The 21,179-nt window shown below is 73.0% G+C and carries 24 protein-coding genes; 15 read left to right on the top strand and 9 right to left on the bottom strand.

Annotated elements, in window-relative coordinates; genetic code table 11:
* Positions 1 to 21 precede the first annotated feature (21 nt).
* Positions 22 to 1,722, bottom strand: coding sequence for a bifunctional 3'-5' exonuclease/DNA polymerase (locus ACZ4D5_RS09320; protein ID WP_467771743.1), 1,701 nt, complete (start codon positions 1,720 to 1,722; stop codon positions 22 to 24).
* A gap of 120 nt (positions 1,723 to 1,842) precedes the next feature.
* On the opposite strand from ACZ4D5_RS09320, the gene ACZ4D5_RS09315 reads away from it, so the two are divergent.
* Positions 1,843 to 2,685 (top strand): nitrilase-related carbon-nitrogen hydrolase, encoded by an 843-nt coding sequence (locus ACZ4D5_RS09315; RefSeq protein ID WP_467771742.1) that lies wholly within the window; start codon positions 1,843 to 1,845, stop codon positions 2,683 to 2,685.
* On the opposite strand, the gene ACZ4D5_RS09310 is transcribed toward ACZ4D5_RS09315, so the two are convergent.
* Positions 2,682 to 3,260 (bottom strand): MarR family winged helix-turn-helix transcriptional regulator, encoded by a 579-nt coding sequence (locus ACZ4D5_RS09310; RefSeq protein WP_467771741.1) that lies wholly within the window; start codon positions 3,258 to 3,260, stop codon positions 2,682 to 2,684. The genes ACZ4D5_RS09315 and ACZ4D5_RS09310 overlap by 4 nt on opposite strands.
* 39 nt (positions 3,261 to 3,299) lie before the next feature.
* Here ACZ4D5_RS09310 and ACZ4D5_RS09305 point away from each other — a divergent pair, with 39 nt between their 5' ends.
* Together ACZ4D5_RS09305 and ACZ4D5_RS09300 are read left to right on the top strand one after the other, a co-directional pair.
* The gene (locus ACZ4D5_RS09305) at positions 3,300 to 4,241 is read left to right on the top strand and encodes a DMT family transporter (RefSeq protein WP_467771740.1); all 942 of its coding nucleotides are present in this window, start codon (positions 3,300 to 3,302) and stop codon (positions 4,239 to 4,241) included.
* Positions 4,242 to 4,379: 138 nt separating this feature from the next.
* Positions 4,380 to 5,519 (top strand): DUF2786 domain-containing protein, encoded by a 1,140-nt coding sequence (locus tag ACZ4D5_RS09300; RefSeq protein WP_467771739.1) that lies wholly within the window; start codon positions 4,380 to 4,382, stop codon positions 5,517 to 5,519.
* 22 nt (positions 5,520 to 5,541) lie between these two features.
* Here the strand turns inward: ACZ4D5_RS09300 and ACZ4D5_RS09295 are convergent, their stop codons facing one another.
* From ACZ4D5_RS09295 to ACZ4D5_RS09285, 3 genes are all read right to left on the bottom strand, one after another.
* Positions 5,542 to 6,081 (bottom strand): GerMN domain-containing protein, encoded by a 540-nt coding sequence (locus ACZ4D5_RS09295; RefSeq protein WP_467771738.1) that lies wholly within the window; start codon positions 6,079 to 6,081, stop codon positions 5,542 to 5,544.
* Positions 6,078 to 7,496, bottom strand: a complete 1,419-nt coding sequence (locus ACZ4D5_RS09290) for an ATP-binding protein (RefSeq protein WP_467772257.1) — start codon at positions 7,494 to 7,496, stop codon at positions 6,078 to 6,080. Before ACZ4D5_RS09290 ends, ACZ4D5_RS09295 begins: the two co-directional genes overlap by 4 nt.
* 74 nt (positions 7,497 to 7,570) lie before the next feature.
* Positions 7,571 to 8,272 (bottom strand): response regulator transcription factor, encoded by a 702-nt coding sequence (locus ACZ4D5_RS09285; protein WP_467771737.1) that lies wholly within the window; start codon positions 8,270 to 8,272, stop codon positions 7,571 to 7,573.
* Positions 8,273 to 8,405: 133 nt separating this feature from the next.
* On the opposite strand from ACZ4D5_RS09285, the gene ACZ4D5_RS09280 reads away from it, so the two are divergent.
* From ACZ4D5_RS09280 to ACZ4D5_RS09260, 5 genes are all read left to right on the top strand, one after another.
* Positions 8,406 to 9,047 carry a hypothetical protein gene (locus ACZ4D5_RS09280; RefSeq protein WP_467771736.1) on the top strand — a complete coding sequence of 214 codons (642 nt, stop codon included), beginning with the start codon at positions 8,406 to 8,408 and terminating at the stop codon, positions 9,045 to 9,047.
* Positions 9,044 to 10,120, top strand: coding sequence for an efflux RND transporter periplasmic adaptor subunit (locus ACZ4D5_RS09275; RefSeq protein ID WP_467771735.1), 1,077 nt, complete (start codon positions 9,044 to 9,046; stop codon positions 10,118 to 10,120). The genes ACZ4D5_RS09280 and ACZ4D5_RS09275 overlap by 4 nt, the downstream gene beginning before the upstream one ends.
* Complete coding sequence (locus tag ACZ4D5_RS09270) at positions 10,117 to 10,815, top strand: ABC transporter ATP-binding protein (RefSeq protein ID WP_467771734.1); 699 nt, start codon at positions 10,117 to 10,119, stop codon at positions 10,813 to 10,815. Before ACZ4D5_RS09275 ends, ACZ4D5_RS09270 begins: the two co-directional genes overlap by 4 nt.
* A gap of 5 nt (positions 10,816 to 10,820) precedes the next feature.
* Positions 10,821 to 12,029 carry an ABC transporter permease gene (locus tag ACZ4D5_RS09265; RefSeq protein ID WP_467771733.1) on the top strand — a complete coding sequence of 403 codons (1,209 nt, stop codon included), beginning with the start codon at positions 10,821 to 10,823 and terminating at the stop codon, positions 12,027 to 12,029.
* Positions 12,030 to 12,124: 95 nt separating this feature from the next.
* Entirely contained in the window at positions 12,125 to 14,314 is a 2,190-nt protein-coding gene (locus ACZ4D5_RS09260) for an FUSC family protein (RefSeq protein WP_467771732.1), read from the top strand.
* A 35-nt stretch (positions 14,315 to 14,349) separates the two neighbouring features.
* On the opposite strand, the gene ACZ4D5_RS09255 is transcribed toward ACZ4D5_RS09260, so the two are convergent.
* The 3 genes from ACZ4D5_RS09255 to rpmB all read right to left on the bottom strand — a co-directional run bounded on the left by ACZ4D5_RS09255 (position 14,350) and on the right by rpmB (position 15,541).
* A complete protein-coding gene (locus ACZ4D5_RS09255) occupies positions 14,350 to 14,850 on the bottom strand; it encodes a hypothetical protein (RefSeq protein ID WP_467771731.1) in 501 nt (166 codons plus the stop codon).
* Positions 14,851 to 14,942: 92 nt separating this feature from the next.
* A complete protein-coding gene (gene rpsN, locus ACZ4D5_RS09250) occupies positions 14,943 to 15,248 on the bottom strand; it encodes a 30S ribosomal protein S14 (protein WP_467771730.1) in 306 nt (101 codons plus the stop codon).
* 56 nt (positions 15,249 to 15,304) lie between these two features.
* Positions 15,305 to 15,541: a 50S ribosomal protein L28 gene (gene rpmB, locus ACZ4D5_RS09245; RefSeq protein WP_467771729.1), complete on the bottom strand. Its 237-nt coding sequence runs from the start codon at positions 15,539 to 15,541 to the stop codon at positions 15,305 to 15,307.
* A gap of 71 nt (positions 15,542 to 15,612) precedes the next feature.
* Here rpmB and rpmG point away from each other — a divergent pair, with 71 nt between their 5' ends.
* The 5 genes from rpmG to ACZ4D5_RS09220 all read left to right on the top strand — a co-directional run bounded on the left by rpmG (position 15,613) and on the right by ACZ4D5_RS09220 (position 17,939).
* Entirely contained in the window at positions 15,613 to 15,777 is a 165-nt protein-coding gene (gene rpmG, locus ACZ4D5_RS09240) for a 50S ribosomal protein L33 (RefSeq protein ID WP_044382365.1), read from the top strand.
* Between the two features lie 5 nt (positions 15,778 to 15,782).
* Positions 15,783 to 16,031: a type B 50S ribosomal protein L31 gene (locus ACZ4D5_RS09235; protein ID WP_467771728.1), complete on the top strand. Its 249-nt coding sequence runs from the start codon at positions 15,783 to 15,785 to the stop codon at positions 16,029 to 16,031.
* Entirely contained in the window at positions 16,028 to 17,188 is a 1,161-nt protein-coding gene (locus tag ACZ4D5_RS09230; RefSeq protein ID WP_467771727.1) for a CobW family GTP-binding protein, read from the top strand. The genes ACZ4D5_RS09235 and ACZ4D5_RS09230 overlap by 4 nt, the downstream gene beginning before the upstream one ends.
* Positions 17,189 to 17,191: 3 nt before the next feature.
* Positions 17,192 to 17,431, top strand: coding sequence for a 30S ribosomal protein S18 (rpsR, locus tag ACZ4D5_RS09225; protein WP_467771726.1), 240 nt, complete (start codon positions 17,192 to 17,194; stop codon positions 17,429 to 17,431).
* 268 nt (positions 17,432 to 17,699) lie between these two features.
* Complete coding sequence (locus ACZ4D5_RS09220) at positions 17,700 to 17,939, top strand: DUF397 domain-containing protein (protein WP_223775964.1); 240 nt, start codon at positions 17,700 to 17,702, stop codon at positions 17,937 to 17,939.
* A 27-nt stretch (positions 17,940 to 17,966) separates the two neighbouring features.
* On the opposite strand, the gene ACZ4D5_RS09215 is transcribed toward ACZ4D5_RS09220, so the two are convergent.
* A complete protein-coding gene (locus tag ACZ4D5_RS09215) occupies positions 17,967 to 18,455 on the bottom strand; it encodes an ATP-binding protein (protein WP_467771725.1) in 489 nt (162 codons plus the stop codon).
* A gap of 298 nt (positions 18,456 to 18,753) precedes the next feature.
* On the opposite strand from ACZ4D5_RS09215, the gene ACZ4D5_RS09210 reads away from it, so the two are divergent.
* The gene (locus tag ACZ4D5_RS09210; RefSeq protein ID WP_467772256.1) at positions 18,754 to 19,617 is read left to right on the top strand and encodes a helix-turn-helix domain-containing protein; all 864 of its coding nucleotides are present in this window, start codon (positions 18,754 to 18,756) and stop codon (positions 19,615 to 19,617) included.
* Positions 19,618 to 19,695: 78 nt separating this feature from the next.
* Positions 19,696 to 21,153: an aldehyde dehydrogenase family protein gene (locus ACZ4D5_RS09205; protein ID WP_467771724.1), complete on the top strand. Its 1,458-nt coding sequence runs from the start codon at positions 19,696 to 19,698 to the stop codon at positions 21,151 to 21,153.
* Positions 21,154 to 21,179: the final 26 nt, after the last annotated feature.

Raw genomic sequence — 21,179 nt, 5'->3', positions numbered from 1 at the left:
GGCCCTTCGCCGTCCGGCGTCTCACTTCGCGTCGGCGTAGCACTCCACGATCGCCGTGGTGAACGGGAATCTGACCGGGGTCTCGCCGAACGCGATCCGTCCCGCGAGGTCCCCCGCCTCGCGGATCGCGCGGGCCACCGCCTCCGCCTCGTCGGCGGGGCAGTGCACGATGACCTCGTCGTGCTGGAAGAAGACGAGCCGCGCCCGCATCCCCGCCTCGTCGATCGTCCGCCGCAGCGCGGCCAGCATCAGCAGGGCCCAGTCCGCGGCGCTGCCCTGCACCACGAAGTTGCGGGTGAAACGGCCTCGGGCGCGGGCGTTGGTGGAGGCGTAACCAGGGGTGAACTCGCTGTCGGAGGAGGGGGTTTCGGTGGGGTCGTCCTGCGGGATCCCCGCCTCCTCGCTCTCCCCGGACCCCGCCGCCGGAGGGCTCGTCCTGCCCAGCCACGTCCGTACGAGGCGGCCCTCCTCGCCCGCCTTCGCCGCGTCGTCGACGTACGCGACGGCGAGCGGGAAGCGGCGGCGCAGCGCGGCCAGGTTCTTCAGGCCGTCGCCCGACGTCTGGCCGTACACCGCGCCGAGCAGCGCGAGCTTCGCGTGCTCGCGGTCGCCGGAGAACGCGCGGTCGGAGAGGCGGGTGTAGAGGTCGTCCTCGCTGCCCGCCACCTCCATCAGGCCCCGGTCGCGGGAGATCGCGGCGAGGACCCGCGGCTCCATCTGGTCGGCGTCGGCCACGACGAGGCGCCAGCCGGGGTCGGCGACGACGGCCCTGCGGATGACCTTGGGGATCTGCAGCGCGCCGCCGCCGTTGGTGGTCCAGCGGCCGCTGACGGAGCCGCCCGGGGTGTACTCGGGGCGGAAGCGGCCGTCGTGCACCCAGTCCTGGAGCCAGCTCCAGCCGTGGGCCGTCCAGATGCGGTAGAGCTTCTTGTACTCGATGAGGGGCCGCACGGCGGGGTGGTCGATGCCCTCGATCTCCCAGCGGCGGGTCGACTTCACCTTGATGCCGGCCTGCGCGAAGGCCTTGACGACGTCCGCGGCCAGGTCGGGGCGGACACGGCGGCCGAAGGCGGCGGAGATCTCGTCGGCGAGCTCGGCCAGGCGGCGGGGTTCGCCGCCGCCCGCGTACCGCTCGCCGAGGAGTTCGGTGAGGAGGCCGCGGTGGACGTCGGCGCGCCAGGGGAGCCCGGCGGCGTTCATCTCGGCGGCGACGAGCATGCCCGCGGACTCGGAGGCGGTGAGCAGGCGCATGCGGCCGGGGTGGGCGGTGGCGTCGTGTCTTCGCTGCTGCTCGGCATAGACCTCGGCGAGCTCCTCGATGCTTACGGGGGTGCCTCCGGGACGGGGCTCGAAGAGGGAGTCCTGGGTGCCGGGCTCGGCGGCGCGGGGCGGGGGATCGGGGGGTACGGGGGCGTTGCGGATGCGGGCGAGCGCGGCGGCCGCGGAACGGGGCTCTCCGAGGCGGCCCTCGTGGCCGAGGAGGAGCAGCTCGGCGGCTTCGACGTCATAGCACCGCTCCACGCGGACGCCGGCGCCGAGGAGGCGGGGGTAGACGGCGGGGGTGGAGCGCCAGATCCACCGCGATACGTGGCCCCGCGTCCGCACGGCCTCGCCGAGATCGGCCTCCCGGACGACGGGCCCCGAGGGCAGCCCGTCCTCCCCGAGGGGGAGCAGCTCAACGCCTCCTCCCTCGCCGACCCCGACAACCATCCGCCCGCTCATCCCAGGAGTCTCGCACCCGGCACTGACAGCGCCGGGGGCCACGCGCGAGGGGTCCCGGGCCCGGCCCCAGGTGGCCGCGCCCGGCGTGCGGGAGGACCCGCCGGCTGCGAGGGTCGGGGGATGCGAGTGGCGTTGGCGCAGACCGACTGCGCGCTGGGCGAGGTCGAGGCGAACCTGGAGACCGCCCGGGACCAGATCGAGCAGGCGGCGGCCCAGGCCGCCGACCTCGTCGTCTTCCCGGAGCTCAGCCTCCACGGCTACCACCTGGGCGCCCTGAAGAAGGACACGTCCGTCACGACGGACGACCCCCGCCTGCTCGCCCTGGCGGCACCCGGCGGCCCCGACGTCCTGGTCGGCCTCCACGAGCACACCGGCCTCCGCGCCTACAACACCTCGGCGTACTACACGGGCGGCCGCCTCCTGCACGCCCACCGCAAGCTGTACCTCCCCAACTACCTGGCCTGGGAGGAGCGCAAGCACGTCAGCCCCGGCCAGCACCTGCGCGCGTACGACCTCCCCGGCGCCCACGGCCGCGCCGCCACCCTCGTCTGCAACGACGCCTGGCAGCCCGTCCTGCCCTGGCTCGCCGTGCAGGACGGCGCCGAGGTCATCGTCGTACCCACGAACAGCGCCGCGAGCCTGGACCCCGAAGCCATGGACACCGGCCTGTACTGGGACACGCTGCTCTCGTACACCGCCCGCATGCTCCAGTGCTGGGTCGTCTTCGTGAACCGCGTCGGCAACGAGAACGGCGCCTCCTTCTGGGGCGGCTCCCGCGTCGTCGACCCGCGCGGCACCGTCGTCGCGCAGGCGCCGAAGTGGGAGCAGGGCCTGGTGACGGTGGACATCGACGTACACGAGGCCCGGCGGCAGCGCCGCGCCGTACCGCTCGTGGCGGAGGCCCGCCTCGGCCTCGTCGACCGCGAGGTGCGGCGGCTCATCGACGAGGGCGGCGACAGCTAGCGCGCCTCGGCCTGCGCCCCCGGAGGCCCCTCTGCCCCGACCGGCCGCTCCACCCGCCCCAGCCACGTCGTCAGCAACGCCTCGATCTGCTCGGCCTCCCGCGGCGTCAACGCGTCAAGGAGACGCCGCTCGTTGCGCATGTGCTCCGTGAAGGCCTGGTCGATCAACTCCCGTCCCGCGCCGGTGAGTCCGACGACGCGGCCCCGGCCGTCGCCCGCCGCGCGCCGCCGCGTGACGAGTCCGGCGCGTTCGAGACGGTCGACGCGCTTGGTCATCGCGCCGGTCGTGACCATGGTGTGCGCGGCCAGCTCGCCGGGCGCCCGCTCGTACGGCTCACCCGCCCGCCGCAGCGCGGCCAGCACGTCGAACTCGCCCTCGCTCAGCCCGAATCGGCGGTACACGACGCAGAGCTCCTCGGTGAGCAGCGCCCCGAGCCGGTGCAGCCGCCCGATCGCGCCCTGCGGCGTCACGTCGACGTCGGGGCGCTCCCGGGCCCACTCGGCCTGGATGCGGGCCACGTGGTCGAGGGGTGCGTCACCCAGGGGCGATACGGGCTCGGGTGTGGAGTCGGGCATGCCTTCACTTTAGCTTCCTCGGAAGGCATAGTATCTTCCATGGAAGATACTTCCGGTTCCGCCGCCGCACCGCCCGCAGGGGTCCGCTGGGTGCTCCTCACCGCCGTGGCGCCCGTCGCCTGGGGCACGAACTACTACGTCACGCACGAGTTCCTGCCCGCCGAAAGCCCCCTGTACGGCGCGGCGATCAGAGCCCTGCCCGCGGGCCTGCTGCTCCTGGCCGTGGCCCGGCGGCTGCCGCGCGGCTCGTGGTGGTGGAAGTCCCTGGTCCTCGGCGTCCTCAACGTGGGCGGTTTCTTCACCCTGGTCTACGTCGCCGCGCAACTGCTCCCGACCGGCATCGCCTCGACCGTCATGGCGACCTCGCCCCTGGTCATGATGGTGATCGCCTGGCCCCTGCTCGCCGAGCGGCCCCGGCTGCCGCACCTGGCGGGAGCGGGCGTGGGGCTCGGCGGCGTCTGCCTGATGCTGCTCGGCGCCACGGCGTCGGCCGACCCCGGCGGCGTGCTCGCCTCGGCCGCCGCGATGCTCATGTCCTCCCTCGGCTACGTCCTCGCCAGGCGCTGGGGCTCCGACGTCCCCGTGCTCGCCTCGACCGCGTGGCAACTCGTCGCCGGGGGAGCGGCGTTGATCCCCCTGGCGGTCGCCCTGGAAGGAGCGCCGCCCGCCCTCGGCGCCCCCGCCGCGCTCGCCTTCGCCTACGTCGCCGTGGTGGCGACCGCCCTGGCCTTCGCCGCCTGGTTCGCGGGCCTGCGCCACCTCCCCGCCGGGACGGTGGGTCTGGTCGGGCTGCTCAACCCGGTGACGGGCGTCCTGCTCGGCACCCTCCTCGCGGCCGAGCCGCTCACCCCGCGGCAGCTCCTGGGCCTGGGCCTGGTGCTGGCGGGCATCCTCCTGGGCCGCCCGAGTCCGCGCCCGCGCCCACGCCCGCGCGCGAACGACCGCCCGCGCAGAAGTTCGATATCCACAGGGTGTGGATGAGGGGGTGGCTTCGCCCCAGAGGCGGCCGCCGAACAACGCCCCCCATGCCCCCCGTACCCCCACGCCCCCCCATGCCCCCCGTACCCCCCATGCAACGACCCCCATGCCGGCCCCGCGCCGCCCCATACCCTTGACCTCATGGACTCGGTGATCGACAAGGCGTTCGCGGCGGCGCTGTACGGCGAAGGCGACGAAGGCCTGGACACCGGCGCGTCGCTCCTGGCGGCGGCCCCCGACGCGGACGCCGACCTGCGCCGCCGAGGCGAGGAGTACCTGACCAGGGCGTGGCGGCACGGCTGGCAGCCGGCCGACGTCCTCCGCCTGGTCCGCCGCGACCTGGCCGACCCGCACGTACGCCTGGCCGCGTCCCTGATCCACGCGGAGACCGCCCGCTACGCCCACCTGCCCCCGCGCTGGGCGACCCAGCTCGCGGAGACCGGCCCCACGGACGAGCCCGCCCAGGACCGCTTCTCCCGGGCCACCACGACCCTCCAGCTCTACCGCCTGCTCCTGCGCCTCCCCCCGCTGGAACCGGTGGGCCCTCCCCCCGGCGAGGCGATCCCCGCCCCGGCCGAGGGCGAACCCCGCACCCTCACCCGCATCCGCGCCCTCCTCGCCAAGGCCGAGGCGACCGGCTACCCGGAGGAGGCGGAGGCGCTCACCGCCAAGGCCCAGGAGCTGATGGCGCGGCACTCGCTCGACGAGGCGCTGCTCGCGTCCCGTACGCACGCCAAGGACGTCCCCGCGGCCTGCCGCGTCGGCGTGGACGCCCCGTACGAGACGGCGAAGGCGATCCTCCTGGACGTCGTCGCCGCGGCGAACCGCTGCCGCGCGGTGTGGAACGAGGCGTACGGCTTCTCGACGGTGGTCGGCTTCGAACCCGACCTGGAAGCGGTGGAGTTGCTCCACACCTCCCTCCTCGTGCAGGGCACCGCGGCGATGACCAGGGCGGAGGCGCAACAGCGCGCGGGCGGCCGCAAGCGCACGAAGACGTTCCGCCAGTCGTTCCTGATGGCGTACGCGCACCGCATCGGCGCCCGCCTGGCCGAGGCGGGCGAACACGCGGTGACGGAGGCCGCGGCGGAGGGCGGGTCCCCGGCCGCGCTGCTCCCCGTCCTCGCCGCGCGCGACGTGGCGGTCACCGACCGCGCGGAGCGGATGTTCCCGGAGACGACCACGACACGGGTGCGAGGAGTGACGGACGGCGAGGGCTGGGCACACGGCACGGCGGCGGCGGACCGGGCACAGGTGTCGTCGCGGGGCCCGGCGCTGCCCTGAGCGAAGGGCGCGCGAGCCGGCCCTACTTCAGGAAGTCCGAGCACACATAGGGCCCCAACTCCCCGCCCTCCTGCGGCACTACGGTCACCCGCACGTCGTCGGGGCGCGTCCGCCCGCTCCTGTCGAGGACGGCGCCGGCGCGGGCGATGCTGCAGACGAGCTGGCCGGTGAGGTTGCGGTCGCGCACGGACGACGGGTCGATCGGGGTGCCGGGCATCCGCAAGGTGAGCCGGGAGCCCCCACCGGTGACATCGAACTGCCCCTCGTCGACCAGGGTGTTGAGTCCGGCCCGCTGCTCCGCATCGTCGGGGCCGCTCATCAACAGCTTGATGACGGCTGCCGGTTCGCGGACGTTCTCGTCCGAACGGGACACCCCCTGAAGCCGCCCCGTCTCGTCGACGAAGTAGATCCGCAACCCCTTGGTGAGACCGCCCGCGGCCTCTCCCGCGTCCACCACCCCGGTCGGCCGCACCCCGCACCCCGCGAGGGCGAGCGCGGCAAGGCCCAGGCCGATCCCCCTGCGGACGAGGGCGCTCCGTGCCGCAGCGCGTACGAGACTCACTCCCCGCCCCCTTCCCCGCGCCGCCAAGGCACCCGCAACGTGAACACCGCCCCGCCCTCCGCCCTGTTGGCCACCTCGATCGTCCCTCCGTGCAGTCGCGCGTTCTCCAGGGCGATGGCCGTGCCGAGCCCGCTGCCCTCCGACCGCGTCCGCGCGCTGTCCGCCTTGTAGAAGCGGTCGAAGACGTGGGCAAGCACCTCGGGCGCGAGGCCGGGCCCCCGGTCGGCGACCTCGACCGTCAGCCAGTCGCCCGCGGCCGCCGCCGTCAGGGTCACCGGCTCGGCCCCGTGCCGCAGCGCGTTGCCGACGAGGTTGGCGACGATCACGTCGACGCGCCGCGGGTCGACCACGGCCCGCACCCCCTTGGGGAGCCGCGCGTCGATCCGCGAGGCCCAGCCGCGCAGCGCGAGCGTGTTCCGCACGGTGTCGGCGAGGTCGACCTCGCCGAGGTTGAGCCGGGCTGCGCCCGAGTCGAAGCGGGACATCTCCATCAGGTCGTCGACGAGCCGCGAGAGCCGCGCCGTCTCCGCGCTCACCGTACGGGCGGCGTGGGCCACGTCCGGCGGCAGCTGGCCCGCGTCCTCGTCGAGCACGGTGGCGACCATCGTCATCGCGGCGAGCGGCGTGCGCAGCTCGTGCGAGACGTCGGCGACGAACCGCCGCGCCCGCGCCTCCTGTTCGCGCAGCTCGGCGACGGACGTCTCCAGGGCGTCCGCAGTCAGGTTGAAGTCCCGCGCCAGGTGCGCGAGTTCGTCTCGCCCCTTGGGCACGTCGACCCGCGAGGACAGGTCTCCCGCGGCGTGCCTGCGCGTGGCGCGCCCCAGCTCCCGCACGGGCCGCAGCACCGTGCGCGCGGCCAGCAGCGCGAGCACGACGGCGAGGAGCACCACGGGCAGCAGGCCGTTTCGCGCGGCGTCGAGGATCGCCGCGGTGTCCTCCTGTTCGGCCCGCAGCGAGGTGACGGCGTAGACGTCGAGCCCGGACGGCGGCCCGGACCCGAAGGTGACGGGCGTGCCCACCACCAGGTAGGGGCTGCCGTCCCGCTCGATGCGCTGGAAGCTCATCCGCTCCCGCTCGCGCACGGCCTCGCGCAGCGCGTCGGAGATCCGTGACCGGTCCGCGGAGGCGTCGGAGGAGCCCCGCAGCGTGCGGTACTCGGCGACGACGACGGAGTCACCGAGCCCGTCGGCGACACCGGCGGCGAAGCGGGTGAGGGACACCTCGTCGGGCGGCATCGCGAGGTCGGCGGCGGCCTGGTCGACGCGGTTCCTGAACTCGGTCCGCACGGCGTCCTGCTTGCGTTCCAGGACGGCGTCGCGGGACTCGCGGTAGGCGAGCCCGGTGGCCGTGACGGCGCTGACGAGCGCGACGAGGACGAAGGCGACGACGAGCCGCGTCCGCAGCCCTCCCCACATCCACCGCCGGGGCGCCACGCCCTCCCGCGGCTCCGGCGCCGGACCCGCGCTCCCCCGCCTCCCGGAGCGCCGCCTCATACCGGCCCGAACCGGTACCCGAAGCCCCGCACGGTCTGCACGAACACCGGCCTGGCCGGTACGTCCTCGATCTTGGCGCGGAGCCGCCCGACCGCGGCGTCCACGAGCCGCGAGTCCCCGAGGAAGTCGTGCTCCCACACCGACCGCAGCAGCTGTTCGCGGCTGAACACCTGCCCCGGCGAGGCGGAGAGCTCAAGGAGGACCCGCAGCTCGGTCGGCGGCAGGGCGATGGGCGTCCCGCGCTTGGTGACGGTGAGCCCGGCGCGGTCGATGACGAGGCCCGCGTACGTGTCCTCGTCGGGCCTGCGCCGCACCGGCTCGGCCCGGCGCAGCGCGGCCTTGATCCTGGCCTCAAGGACGGGCGCGGTGACCGGCTTGACCACGTAGTCGTCGGCGCCCGCCTCCAGGCCCCGCACGATGTCGCTGTCGTCGCCGCGCGCGGTCAGCATGACGACGGGGATCGTCGACCCGGTGGCGCGGATCCGCCGGCAGACCTCGAAGCCGTCCATGCCGGGCAGCATCAGGTCGAGCACGGCGAGCTCGACGCCCTGGCCGGCAGGCCCGGCGAGCAGGGCGAGGGCCTCCTCGCCGGTGGCCGCGGTGTCGACCGCGTACCCGTGGCGGCGCAGCACCAGCTCCATTCCGTCGCGCACGGAAGCGTCGTCCTCGATCAGCAGCACATGGGGGACTCGGGGCATGCCAGCGATTATGGGCGAGGACCTGTCCGGTTCAGGGCGGTAGGAGCGGCGAACCGACGGCCGCGGCGCATTGTTACGTTCTCATCATGCGGCCATGGACCGGCCACCATATGAGCGCGGTTCGGTGGGGCCCATGAGCATCCACACCACGCCCCGCGGCACCGCCCGTCTGCGGATGGCCGCACTCGTCGCCGCCCCGGTCCTCGCGCTCACCGTCGCCTGTGGAGGCGGCGACGGAGTGAAGGAGGAGGGGGTCGCGTCGGCCCCGGAGAAGTCCGGGGGGCGGTCCGAGGGCGAGCCCGCGGGCGAGTCCAAGCCCGAGGCCAAGGGCAAGAGCGCCTTCTACGACGCACAGATGAAGTACGTCCAGTGCATGCGCACCAAGGCCGGCATCAAGGACTTCCCCGACCCCAAGCTCAGCGGCTATCTCGACTGGCCGAAGATCGACGCGATCACCGACCCCGACGGCCGCGGCGAGGAGCAGAAGGGCGGCAGGGACGGCGTCTGCGCCCCGGAGCTGCGGGACGCGATGAACCAGGAGCCCAGGCGCGACGCGCAGAAGGACTTCGAGTCGATGCTCGCGCACGCCAAGTGCATGCGCGACAACGGCCTCTCGAAGTACGCCAACCCCACGATGTCCGGCGGCAACGTCATCCCCGGCGGCGAGACCGACCCGGCGGACCCGACGATGAACCAGGACTCGCCCGCGTACAAGAGGGCCAAGGAGGCCTGCAAGGACAAGCTGCTCGAAGGCCTGGACGGGATGCAGGGATGAGACGCCGTACGGGATGGATCGCGGCGGCCGCGGTGGCCGCCACGGCGGCGGCCGGGGCCGGGGCGTTCGCGGTGGGCGGCGAGGACGCGGGCGCCGACGGCGGGGGCGGCGAGCGGCCGCCCGCGACCGCCACGGTCGTGCGCACCGACCTCGTCCAGTCCAGGACGGTCGACGGGAAGATCGACTTCGCGGGGCGCCGCCCGGTGAAGTCGGCGGTCGAGGGCACGGTCACGGTCGCCGCGAAGGGGGGCGCCACCGTCGCGCGCGGCCAGGCGCTCTACGAGCTGGACGACAAGCCGGTGACGCTCCTCTACGGCCCGGTCCCCGCCTTCCGCGAGATGAGGGCGGGGGACCGCGGCAGCGACGTACTGCAACTGGAGCGCAACCTCGTGGCGCTCGGTCACGGCGGCGGCCTCTATGTGGACCCACGCTTCGACAAGGCGACCGAGGCCGCGGTCAAGCGGTGGCAGAAGTCCCTCGACCGCACCCCGACGGGCCGGGTGGGCAAGGGAGATGTGGTCTTCCAGCCCGGACAGGTCAAGGTCGCCGAGGCGAACGCGGCGCTCGCGGACCAGGTCGCCCCCGGCGACGCGGTCCTGACGGCGGCCTCGACGAAGCCGGTCGTCCGCGCGGAGCTCGACCAGGCGGACGTGTCCCTCACGTCGAAGGGTACGAAGGTCGAAGTCACCCTGCCCAGCGGCAAGAAGGAGCCGGGCAGGGTGACGGGCACGGTGGAACCCCGGGCCTCGGACGAGTCCGAGAGCGGCGCGGCCGGGGACGGCATCACGGTCGAAGTGACCCTGGACGCGGGCGGATCGGCGGCGTCGGGGGAGGACCCGAGAGCCACGGCCAGCGTGCGGTTCGTCAGCGAGTCCCGCAAGGACGTCCTCGCGGTCCCCGTCGAGGCGGTCGTCGCCCTGCGCGGCGAGAACGGCGGCTACGGCCTCCAGGTCGTCGAGGGCGACACGTCCCGCATGGTGCGCGTCGAGACGGGCATGACGGCCGACGGCAGGATCGAGGTCAGCGGCCCCGGCATCGAGGAGGGCACGAAGGTCGGAGCGGCGGCCCCATGACTTCGACAACCACCCCCGTCGTCGAGTTGAGGAACGTCACCAAGTCGTACGAGGGCGACGTGCACGCCCTGCGCGGCGTGAGCCTCACGGTCCGCGCGGGCGAACTCCTCGCGATCGTCGGCCCGTCGGGCTCCGGCAAGTCGACGGCGCTGAACGTCATCGGCACGCTCGACAGGCCCACGTCGGGCACGGTGCACGTCGCGGGCCACGACGTGAACGAGCTCACCGACGCCCGCCTCTCCGCGCTCCGGGCCCGCCACATCGGCTTCGTCTTCCAGCACTTCCACCTGGCGGCGGGCCGCGACGCGGTCGACAACGTCGCGGACGGCCTGCTGTACGCGGGCGTGCCCCTCGGGGAGCGCCGCGCCCGCGCCCGTACGGCCCTGGAGCGCGTCCGCCTCGGCCACCGCCTGTCGCACCGCCCCGACCAGCTCTCCGGCGGCGAGAAGCAACGCGTGGCGATAGCCCGCGCGTTGGTCGGCGAGCCCGCGCTCCTCCTTGCGGACGAGCCGACGGGAGCGCTGGACACGGCGTCGGGCGAGATGGTCATGGACCTCCTGCACGACCTGAACCGGACGGGCACGACGATCTGTGTGATCACGCACGACAACGACATAGCGGAGTCCCTGCCGCGCAGGGTCCGCTTCAGGGACGGCGGGATCACGGCGGACTCGCGCTCGCGGAAGGTGAGTTGACGCACGTGAAGCGACCCCGGCCCACCCGGGCCCCGAAGCCGTCGCGCCTCTCCCCGGCGGACATCCTGCGAGTCGGCGCGGTGGGCCTGCGGGCCCGCCGCGCCCGGGTGGTCCTCTCGGCCCTGGGCATCGCGATCGGCATCGCCACGATGGTGGCGGTCGTCGGCCTCTCCCAGTCCAGCAAGTCGGACCTGATGGCGAAGCTGGACCGGCTCGGCACGAACCTCCTCTCCGCGGAGGCGGGCAAGAACGCGGAGGGGTTCGAGGTGCCGCTGCCCAAGTCGGCGGTGGCGATGGTGGAGCGCGTCGGCCCGGTGACCCGTGCGACGGCGACGGCGAACGTGGACACACGCATCCGCCGCAGCGAGGCGGTCCCCGAGGAGCGGACAGCGGGAGTGACGACCCAGGCGGCGCACCCGGACCTCCTGCGGACGCTCAACGCGCGCGTCCACAAGGGCACGTGGCTGAACGGGGCGAACGAGAACCTCCCGGTCACGGTGCTCGGTTCGGTGGCGGCGGACCGCCTCGGCGTCACGTCCCCGGGCGAGAAGATCCTGATGAACGACGAGTACGTGGTCGTGATCGGCATCCTGGAGCCCGTCGAGCTGGTCCCGAACCTGGACCGCGTGGCGATGGTCGGCTTCCCGGCGGCCGAGAAGTACTTCCGCTTCGACGGGCACCCGACCACCGTCTTCGAGCGCTCGTCCGACGCCGCGGTGGAGGACGTACGGGAGGTCCTGGCCCGCACGGTCAACCCCGCCGACCCGAGCGCGGTGAAGGTCTCCCGCCCCTCGGACGCGCTGGCCGCGAAGGCGGCGACGGACAAGGGCCTGACGACACTGATGCTGGGCCTCGGGGCGGTGGCGCTCCTGGTCGGCGGGGTGGGGGTGGCGAACACGATGGTGATCTCGGTCCTGGAGCGCCGCGCGGAGATCGGCCTGCGCAGGGCCCTCGGCGCGACCAGGAACGCGATCCGCCTCCAGTTCCTCACGGAGTCCCTGCTGCTCGCGGCGCTGGGCGGCGCGGCGGGAGCGTTCCTCGGCGCGACATCGACGTACGCGTTCGCCCTGGCCCAGGGGTGGACCCCGGTGGTCCCCGCGTGGTCCCTGACGGCGGGCTTCGCCGCGACCCTGCTGATCGGCATGGCGGCGGGCCTCTACCCGGCGATCAGGGCGTCGCGCCTGCACCCGACGGTGGCGCTGAGCGCGACGTGAGGGGGCGGCCCCCGCCAGGGCCCCGCCCTCGCCCCGCCAGAGCCCCGCCTTCGCCCCCCGGCCAGGTAGCCCGATATGCCCCGTATCATCACAGAGTGACCTGGCTCCGCGCGCTGAAAGAGACAGCTCGCTCGGGGCTGTCCGTCGAGCGCAAACGCCTGGAACCCCTGGTCGCCCTCCGCGGCGCCGCGGGCCTCGCCGTCGTCATCGGCGTCAGCCTCTCCCTCTTCGGCCCGGCAGTGGCGGCGAGCTCCGCCTTCGGCGCGTACCAGGCGGCCATCGCCACCTTCCAGCGCAGCTGGCGGCCCCGCCCGGAACTGGCCCTGGCCTCCGGCACGAGCCTCGCCGTCTCCACCTTCCTCGGCTACCTCACCGGCTCCCACCTGCTCCTCTTCCTCGCCCTGCTCGCCCTGTGGACCTTCCTCGCGGGCCTGAGCTGGGCCGCGGGCCCCACCGTCGGCATCATCGCGTCGTCCAACGTCGCGATCATGCTCGTGACGGTCACGCTCCCCACCTCGCCGGCCGCCGCCGCGGGCCACGCGGCGATGATGATCGTCGGCGGCTGCGTCCAGGCTGCGCTGGTGGTCCTCTTCCCGATCCGCAGATGGGGCGCGCACCGCGACGCCCTGGCCGACGCACTGGCGGCCGAGGCGGACTACGCCCGCAGGCTCCGCCACGACCCGGTGGCCCCCTTCGACCCCGAGCCCCTGATGGCGGCGCGCGACGCGGCGACGATCACCCCGCGCCAGGCCCGCACCCGCCCCGCGGAACTCCACGGCGCGCGCGGCCTCGCGGAACGCATCCGCCCGGTCCTCGCCTCACTGGCGGACCCGGCGGTGGGCGTCCCGCCGGAGGGCAGGGAACGGGACAGGGTCCGCGAACTGCTCGGGGCGGCGGGCGCGGTCCTGGACGCCGCGGCCCGGGCGATCCGCCACGGCGAACCGGTCGAGATCCCCCCGGCGGCCCTGGCCGCGCTCAGGACCCCGGACACGGGAGCGATCCTCACGGGTCCGGCGTACCGGGCGGCGACCCGCCTGGGCGCGCTCCTGCGCGACGTACTGGAAACGGCGGGCAACACCCAGGGCGCCCCGACCCACGACACGGCGGCCCCCACGCAACCGGACGTCCCCACCGGAGCCCAGTCCGACACCCAGGCCATCCCGCTGCTGCGCCCCACCCTCCCCGCCCTGGTCCCCGGCGTCCTGCGGGCCGTGCGGGCCGAGTTCCGGCACGACTCCCCGGTCACCCGCCACGCGATCCGCGTCACCGCCGTGGCATCCGCCGGCTACCTGGTGGGCCACTGGCTGCCCTTCGGGCACGGCTACTGGGCCCCCATGGCCTCGGTCATGGTGATGCGGCCGGACTTCTCCCAGACGTACTCCCGCGCCGTGGCCCGCTTCGGCGGCACCCTCGTCGGCGTCGCGCTCGCCACGGGCCTGGTCCAGCTCGCCGACCCCGGCGTCGGCCTGTCCGCCGCGCTCGCCGTGCTCTGCGCCGGAATGATGTACCTGCTGATGCGCACCGGCCAGGTCGCGGCCCAGGCCTGCGTCGCCGCGTACGTCGTCTTCCTGCTCGGCATGGGCGGCCAGCAGTGGACGCAGACGGTCCCGGAGCGCGTGGTCCTGACCCTGCTCGGCGGCGTCCTCGCGATGATCGCGTACGCGGTCTACCCCGCATGGGAGACCCCGCGCCTGCGCACCCGCCTCGCCGACTGGCTGGCGGCGGACGGCCGTTACGCCGCCGCGGTCGTCGACCACTACGCCCACCCCGCCGGCAAGACCTGCCCCGACGTGCGCGAGGCGCTGCTCGAAGCGCGCGCCGCCCGCGTCGCCTGGCAGGAGGCGGCGAGCCGCGCCAAGAACGAACCGGTGCGCCACCGCGGCCTGTCCCGCGCCGCGGCCGCCGACGCCGAGGAGACGCTGGCCCAACTGGGCCGCGTCGCCATGCTGATGGAGGCCCACCTCCCCGACCGCGACGCGACCCCCGTGCCCGCGGCGGCCCGCCTGGCCGATGCGCTGCGCACCTCGACGGAGCAGGGCGCGAAGGCGGTACGGGAACGCCGCGTCCCGCGCTGGGACGCGGTCCGCAAGGCCCTGGACGAGTGGGACGGCGAAGGCGTCCCCGACCGCGTGGTCCGCAGGGGAGCGGGCCTGCTCCTGGAGACCCTCGACGACCTGTCCGACGCCCTGGACACGACACCGCCACCGATGCTGGTGGACGGCTCGGCCACGAAGGGCCCGGACGCGCAGGGGCCGCGGAACCGGAAAGGTCCCGCGGCCCACTGACGGGACACCGCCGAGGAGCCCGCAGGCCCCCGGACTCAGGACTGCGGCAGCCCCGCGGTCGGCAGCCCCTCGGGCAGCTTCCCGCCCTCGGTCTTCAGGAACTCGTCCTTGCCGGCCCCTTCCCAGGCGACCTTCATCGACTTGCCGTCCACGGACTCGACCCGCCCCGTCGTGCGGTCCGAATTCCCCTTCGCGCACTTGAGGTTGATCATCTGCGAGCCCATCTCGTCCCCGGCGGTGCCGTTGCACAGCACGTCCTCGCCGAGCAGCGTCGCCGTCTTGCCGGTGACGGCGAGGGCGAGCGGCTTCCCGTCGGTGGTGGCGACCCACGTGCCCTGAAGGCTGCCGCCCTTGGCGCCGGAGTCCGAGCCCCCGGTCGAGCCGCCCTCGTCCGACGCGTCGGAGCCGCCGGACGCGGACCCGGAGGACCCGTCGGCCGACCCCCGGTCCTTCTTGCCGCCACCGTCCCCGTCGCTGCCGCACCCGGTCAGCGCGAGCGCGGCGGCGAGCCCCACCACGGCGGCACCGACCCGCACACGACGGACACTACGGACGTACGTACGCACTTGAAGTCCCCCTAGAAAGCCTGGCGTTGCCGGAGTCGCCCCCGGCCAAATCGGGCGCCAAGCTACCAGGAGGACTTGCGCACACCCGGCAGGTATCCGGCGTGCGCTTGCTCACGCAACCGCACCCTCGACAACCCGAAGGCCCCCACGTATCCGCGCGGACGCCCGTCCACGCTGTCCCGGTTCCGCACCCGCGTCGCGCTGGCGTCGCGCGGCTGCCGCGCCAACTCCCGCCGCGCGGCGAGCCGTTCGGCGTCACTGCTGCCGCTCCGTCGGATGATCTCCTTCAGTACGGCCCGCCGTGCGGCGTACCGCGCGACGACCAGGCGCCGCTTCTCGTTCTTGGCGATCTTGCTCTTCTTGGCCATCAGAACCTCACTCGGATCTTCACTCGAACCCCACTCGGACCCCACTCGGACCCCACTCAGACCTTCACGCCGCGGGCGCGGATCCTGGCGACGGCCGCCTCGATCCCGATGCTGTCGACGGTCCTGATCCCCTTCGCGCTCAGCCGCAGCCGCACGTACCGCCCCTCGCTCGGCAGCCAGTACCGCTTGCGCTGGACGTTGGGGTCGAAGCGGCGGGAGGTCCGCCGGTGGGAGTGGGAGATGTGGTGGCCGAAGCCGGGCTTCGCGCCGGTCAGCTGGCAGTGGGCGGACAAGGTGACGCACCTCTCGGTCGTAGGGACGGCCCCCCAATTGAAAACGGGAGTCGTTTTCATATACTAGCCACATGGCCCGCAACGAACTCCGCCCCGTCATCAAGCTCCGGTCCACGGCCGGCACCGGCTTCACCTACGTCACCCGCAAGAACCGCCGCAACGACCCCGACCGCCTCACGCTGCGCAAGTACGACCCGGTCGCGGGCCGCCACGTCGACTTCCGAGAGGAGCGCTGACCGCCATGCGCAAGGACATCCACCCGCCGTACGGCCCCGTCGTCTTCCGCGACAAGGCCGCGGGCTTCGCCTTCCTCACCCGGTCCACCGCGACCAGCGCAAAGACGATCGAGTGGGAGGACGGCCGCACGTACCCCGTCATCGACGTCGAGGTCTCGTCCGCGAGCCACCCCTTCTACACGGGCACCGCCCGCGTGATGGACACCGCGGGCCGCGTCGAGCGCTTCGAGCGCCGTTTCGGGAAGCGCCGATGAGTGGGCCGATGGGCGAGGCGACCGCGCTGGACGTCGTGATCGTCGGCGGCCTCCACGCGGACGCCCGCAAGGCGGCCGTCGACGCGCTCCTGACCACCGCGCCCGGCAGCGTGGCCCTCCACCACGACCTGTCGACCGCCGTGCGGGGCACCGTCGTGCGCACCGTGCGCGACGCCACCGAGGTGCTCTCCACCGGCGACGCCCCGCTGGTCGACGACTGCGCCTGCTGCGCGCTCCGCGAGGACCTGGTGCCCGAGCTGCGGCGCCTCGCGGACGCGGGCCTGACCCGGCTCGCGGTCGTGGAGCTGTGGGACTCGGTCGAGCCCAAGGCCATGGCGGAGGTGATCGCCGCGCACGGCGGCGAAGGCATCCGGCTCGGCGGCGTCGTCACGGCCGTCGACCCCGCCCTGCTCCTGCCCTACCTCGGCAACGGCGACGACCTCATGGAGGCCGGGCTCGCCGCCGCCCCCACCGACCAGCGCACCGTCGCCGACACCTGGGCGCGCCAGCTGGAGTACGCCCCCGTGCTCGCCGTCGCGGACTCGGCGGAGGCCGACGACGAGGACCGCGCCCTGCTCGCCCAGCTCCACCCGACGGCGCGCCACGTCCCGATCGGACACCGCGACTTGGCGGCAGCCGCGCGTGCCGGATTCGACGTCGAGGCGGCGGCCGCGGCGCAGCACCCCGCCTGCGCGCTGCTGCCGGCGGAGGCCGACGCGTGCGGGGTCTCCACCTTCGTATGGCATCGGGAGCGGCCCTTCCATCCGGAGCGCCTCTACGCCGCCCTGGAGGACCTGACCTGCGCGGCGGCCCGCAGCCGGGGCCGGTTCTGGCTGGCCGACCACCCGGACACGCTGCTCGGCTGGGACGCGGCGGGCGGCGCGCTCTGCGTCGAGAGCGCGGGGCCGTGGCTGGCCTCGCTGCCGGACGCCGCGTGGGAGATGGTCCCGCCGGTGCGCCGCGCCGCCGCCGCCCTCGACTGGCACCCGGAGCACGGCGACTGCTGCAACCACCTGGTGTTCACCTCGCCGGGCCTGGACCGCGAAGGGCTCGAACAGGTCCTGGAGTCCTGCCTGTTGACCGACGAGGAGTACGCCGCCGGGCGCGACGCCTGGAAACGCCTGCCCCCTGCCTTCGACACCCTCCTGGAGGTCTGACTCTTGTCCCCGCGCAAGCCCGCCGCCCGCCCGCAGAAGCCCAAGCCCAACCCCCTGGACGCCTTGGGCATCACGTACATCGACTACAAGGACACCGATCTGCTGCGGAAGTTCATCTCGGACCGCGGCAAGATCCGCAGCCGCCGGGTCACGCGGGTGAGCGTGCGCCAGCAGCGGCGGATCGCCGCGGCGATCAAGAACGCCCGGGAGATGGCCCTGCTGCCGTACGGAGCGCCTCGCTGACGGAGGCCTCGCCGACGGACCAGCCCATTAGCGCACCGCACCCGTTTTTTCCGGCACTTGGACGGAACATAAACGGGGCGGTGCGCGTCTGTTCCTAGAGCAGTGGGCGTACTGACAGGCCTGTAATCAAGGGAACACCCCGCGTGCACGTGCATCTGCCCATGCATCGGCATGTGAACACAGCTATGATCCGGGACAGTTGACCACTGCATCTAGAGCCATCCGCGTCTAGAGCCACCAACGGCACTGCACCACCGGGGAGCGACCTGTGCACCACGCGTTTAACGGCATGGCGGCCACGGAGCTTCACGGGGTGGTCTGGCAGAAGAGCAGGCACAGCAACTCGCAGGGCTCGTGCGTGGAGTTCGCGAAGCTGCCGGGTGGCGACGTCGCCGTGCGCAACTCGCGCTTCCCGGACGGACCGGCGCTCGTCTACACGCGCGCGGAGATAGAAGCGATGCTGCTGGGGATGAAGGACGGCGAGTTCGACCACCTCATAGGCGGTTAGCGCGCAGGGTCACGCGGCCCCGCGCACTCACCCCAGGCGGAACAGCGCCCAGACCACCTTGCCGCGCAGCGTGCCGGCGAGCGGGTGCCAGCCCCAGCCGTCGCTGAAGGAGTCCACCAGGAACAGGCCCCTGCCCGACTCCGCCGAGAAGTCGTCGTCGGTGTCGCGCGCGACCGGACTCTCGTCGCTGGGGTCGCGCACCGCGCACACCAGTCGCGAGGCCCAGCGCATCAAGTGCAGCCGCACGGGCGGGTCCTGGCGTTCGCGCGGGGTGTCGGCCGGCAGCGCGTGCCGCAGGGCGTTGGTGACGAGTTCGGAGACGACGAGGGCTATGTCGTCGAATCTCTCGTCGAGTTCCCACTGATCCAGTGTCGTGCGGGTGAACTTCCGTGCGTTGCCCACCGCTTCGTAGCGGGCGGGGAGGGCGACGGACGCCGCGCTGGAGACCGCGGAGGGGTCGAGCGGAGGTAGCCCCTGCCGTAACGGCTCGAGCATGGTCGATCCATTCGTCCCCATGCGAGGCACTCCCCGGTTTCGCGGTACGTAGCGATGGAGCGGTGGCGCGGTCGGTCGCCGATGGTGCGTACAGCGGTGGCGCGCGGACCATGGTTCCGAATGCGTACAGCAGATGCAAGGGCAGATGCACGTGCACGCGCCGGACTTGGTCGCTCCCGTGCCACTTCTTGCCCATTTCTTCCTACGACTTCTTGTGGAGGGCTTTCGGACCCTTTCCATTTCTGTAACCGGACGTGTACGGCCCGAAGCGTTTAATGGCAGACTGCTGGCTTCCAGTCGATGGGGAGGGTTGAGCGAAGTGACCGCAGGGGAGTCGAGCGGCTCGGTGGTACGGCGCATCCTGCTGGGGTCGCAGCTGAGGCGCCTCAGGGAATCCCGCGGCATCACCCGCGAAGCGGCCGGATACTCCATCCGTGCCTCCGAATCGAAGATCAGCCGCATGGAGTTGGGACGGGTGAGCTTCAAGTCCAGAGACGTCGAGGACCTCCTGACGCTCTACGGCGTCACGGACGAAGCAGAGCGCGGCGCGCTCCTCTCCCTCGCCAAGGAGGCCAACCTCACGGGCTGGTGGCACAGTTACTCGGACGTCCTGCCCGGCTGGTTCCAGACATACATCGGCCTGGAGGGCGCGGCCTCGCTCATCCGCGTCTATGAAGTCCAGTTCGTCAACGGCCTGTTGCAGACCGAGGCGTACGCGCACGCGGTCGTCGCGCGCGGCATGAAGGGCGCGAGCAAGGCGGAGATCGAGCGCCGTGTCGCGCTGCGCCTGGAGCGCCAGAAGCTCCTCGCCTCCGAGCACGCGCCCCGCTTCCACTGCGTCCTGGACGAGGCGGCGCTCCGACGCCCGTACGGGGACCGGGAAGTGATGAGGGGTCAGATCCAGCATCTCATCGAGATCTCCGAGCGCCCGAACGTCACGCTCCAGGTGATGCCGTTCAGCTTCGGCGGCCACTCGGGCGAGAGCGGCGCCTTCACCATGCTGAGCTTCCCCGAGTCCGACCTCTCGGACGTCGTGTACGTGGAGCAGCTCACCGGCGCGCTCTATCTCGACAAGGCGGAGGAAGTCGCCCAGTACGAAAGGGTGGTGGCCCAGCTGCAGAAGGACAGCCCCGATCCCGCGGACAGTCGGGACCTTCTGCGTGGTCTACTCCAACTCACCTGAAACATAAGTACTATGACGTGAGATCAGGTGTCTGCTTCCGTTTGCTTCCGTCTGCTGCCGCGGCAAGGGGTCCGTCTCATGTCCTTCTTCACTGACCTGGCTCATCAGTACATCGACGGTGAGTGGAAGGCCGGATCCGGTTCCTGGGACATCATCGACTTCAATCCGTACGACGGGGAGAAGCTGGCGTCGATCACCGTCGCCACCGCCGACGAGGTCGACCAGGCCTACCGCGCCGCCGAGCGCGCGCAGAAGGAGTGGGCGCGGACCAACCCCTATGCCAGGCGTGCCGTGTTCGAGCGGGTCCTGCGGATCATCGAGGACCGCGAGGAGGAGATCACCGAGGCGATCATCGCCGAGCTGGGCGGTACCCGGCTCAAGGCGGCCTTCGAGATCCACCTCACCAAGGAGTTCCTGCGCGAGGCGGTCCATCTGGCGCTGAGCCCCGAGGGCCGGATCCTGCCGTCGCCGGACGACGGCAAGGAGAACCGGCTCTACCGCGTCCCGGTGGGCGTCGTCGGTGTCATCAGCCCCTTCAACTTCCCCTTCCTGCTCTCGATCAAGTCCGTCGCCCCGGCGCTCGCGCTCGGCAACGCGGTGGTGCTCAAGCCGCACCAGAACGCCCCGGTGCTCGGCGGCAGCCTGGTGGCCAGGGTGTTCGAGGACGCGGGCCTGCCCGCCGGGCTGCTGAACGTCGTGATCACGGACATAGCCGAGATCGGCGACGCGCTCATCGAGCACCCGGTGCCGAGCGTCATCTCCTTCACCGGATCGGACGCGGTCGGCCGCCATGTCGCCACGGTCTGCGCCGCGAACTTCAAGCGGTCGATCCTCGAACTGGGCGGCAACAGCGCCCTGATCGTCCTCGACGACGCCGACATCGACTACGCCGTGGACGCGGCGGTCTTCAGCCGCTTCGTCCACCAGGGGCAGGTCTGCATGGCCGCGGGCCGCATCCTGGTGGACCGGTCGGTGGAGGCGGAGTTCACCGAGAAGTTCGTCGCCAAGGTCGCGACGCTCAAGGTCGGCGACCCGGCCGACCCGGCCACCCAGATCGGCCCGCTCATCAACTCCTCCCAGGCGGAGAGCGTCGCGACGCTCGTCGAGCAGACGGTCGCGGCGGGCGCGACGGCGCTGCTGCACGGCCGCGCCGACGGCAACCTCGTGGCCCCCTCGGTGCTGACGGACCTGCCCGCCGACTCCCCGGTCCTGCACCAGGAGATCTTCGGCCCTGTGGCGCTCCTGCTGCCCTTCGACGGCGAGGAGGAGGCCGTACGCATCGCCAACGCCACTCCCTACGGCCTGAGCGGCGCCCTGCACACCGGCGACGTCGAGCGCGGCGTACGGCTCGCGAAGCGCATCGACACCGGCATGATCCACATCAACGACGGCACGGTGCACGACGAGCCGATCGTGCCCTTCGGCGGCGAGAAGCACTCCGGCGTCGGTCGGCTGAACGGCGAGGCGACGGTGGACGCCTTCACCACACAGAAGTGGATCTCGGTGCAGCACGGCAGGTCGCGCTTCCCGTTCTGAGGACTTCCGCGCCCCGGACCCCTTGC

This window comes from Streptomyces sp. NPDC025651 (genome assembly GCF_055558735.1).
The sequence above is the reverse complement of the archived record's forward strand: the minus strand, read 5'-3'. Positions and strand labels throughout refer to the sequence as shown.

Bases quoted from the DNA above. Each gene is read 5' to 3' on its own strand.
- ACZ4D5_RS09310 (WP_467771741.1), bottom strand. From the start codon at position 3,260: ATGCCCGACTCCACACCCGAGCCCGTATCGCCCCTGGGTGACGCACCC.
- ACZ4D5_RS09315 (WP_467771742.1), top strand. From the start codon at position 1,843: ATGCGAGTGGCGTTGGCGCAGACCGACTGCGCGCTGGGCGAGGTCGAG.
- rpmG (WP_044382365.1), top strand. From the start codon at position 15,613: ATGGCCCGCAACGAACTCCGCCCCGTCATCAAGCTCCGGTCCACGGCC.
- rpsN (WP_467771730.1), bottom strand. From the start codon at position 15,248: ATGGCCAAGAAGAGCAAGATCGCCAAGAACGAGAAGCGGCGCCTGGTC.
- ACZ4D5_RS09300 (WP_467771739.1), top strand. From the start codon at position 4,380: ATGGACTCGGTGATCGACAAGGCGTTCGCGGCGGCGCTGTACGGCGAA.
- ACZ4D5_RS09230 (WP_467771727.1), top strand. From the start codon at position 16,028: ATGAGTGGGCCGATGGGCGAGGCGACCGCGCTGGACGTCGTGATCGTC.
- ACZ4D5_RS09305 (WP_467771740.1), top strand. From the start codon at position 3,300: ATGGAAGATACTTCCGGTTCCGCCGCCGCACCGCCCGCAGGGGTCCGC.
- ACZ4D5_RS09290 (WP_467772257.1), bottom strand. From the start codon at position 7,496: ATGTGGGGAGGGCTGCGGACGCGGCTCGTCGTCGCCTTCGTCCTCGTC.
- ACZ4D5_RS09270 (WP_467771734.1), top strand. From the start codon at position 10,117: ATGACTTCGACAACCACCCCCGTCGTCGAGTTGAGGAACGTCACCAAG.
- ACZ4D5_RS09205 (WP_467771724.1), top strand. From the start codon at position 19,696: ATGTCCTTCTTCACTGACCTGGCTCATCAGTACATCGACGGTGAGTGG.
- ACZ4D5_RS09215 (WP_467771725.1), bottom strand. From the start codon at position 18,455: ATGGGGACGAATGGATCGACCATGCTCGAGCCGTTACGGCAGGGGCTA.
- ACZ4D5_RS09320 (WP_467771743.1), bottom strand. From the start codon at position 1,722: ATGAGCGGGCGGATGGTTGTCGGGGTCGGCGAGGGAGGAGGCGTTGAG.
- ACZ4D5_RS09280 (WP_467771736.1), top strand. From the start codon at position 8,406: ATGAGCATCCACACCACGCCCCGCGGCACCGCCCGTCTGCGGATGGCC.
- ACZ4D5_RS09285 (WP_467771737.1), bottom strand. From the start codon at position 8,272: ATGCCCCGAGTCCCCCATGTGCTGCTGATCGAGGACGACGCTTCCGTG.
- ACZ4D5_RS09235 (WP_467771728.1), top strand. From the start codon at position 15,783: ATGCGCAAGGACATCCACCCGCCGTACGGCCCCGTCGTCTTCCGCGAC.
- ACZ4D5_RS09275 (WP_467771735.1), top strand. From the start codon at position 9,044: ATGAGACGCCGTACGGGATGGATCGCGGCGGCCGCGGTGGCCGCCACG.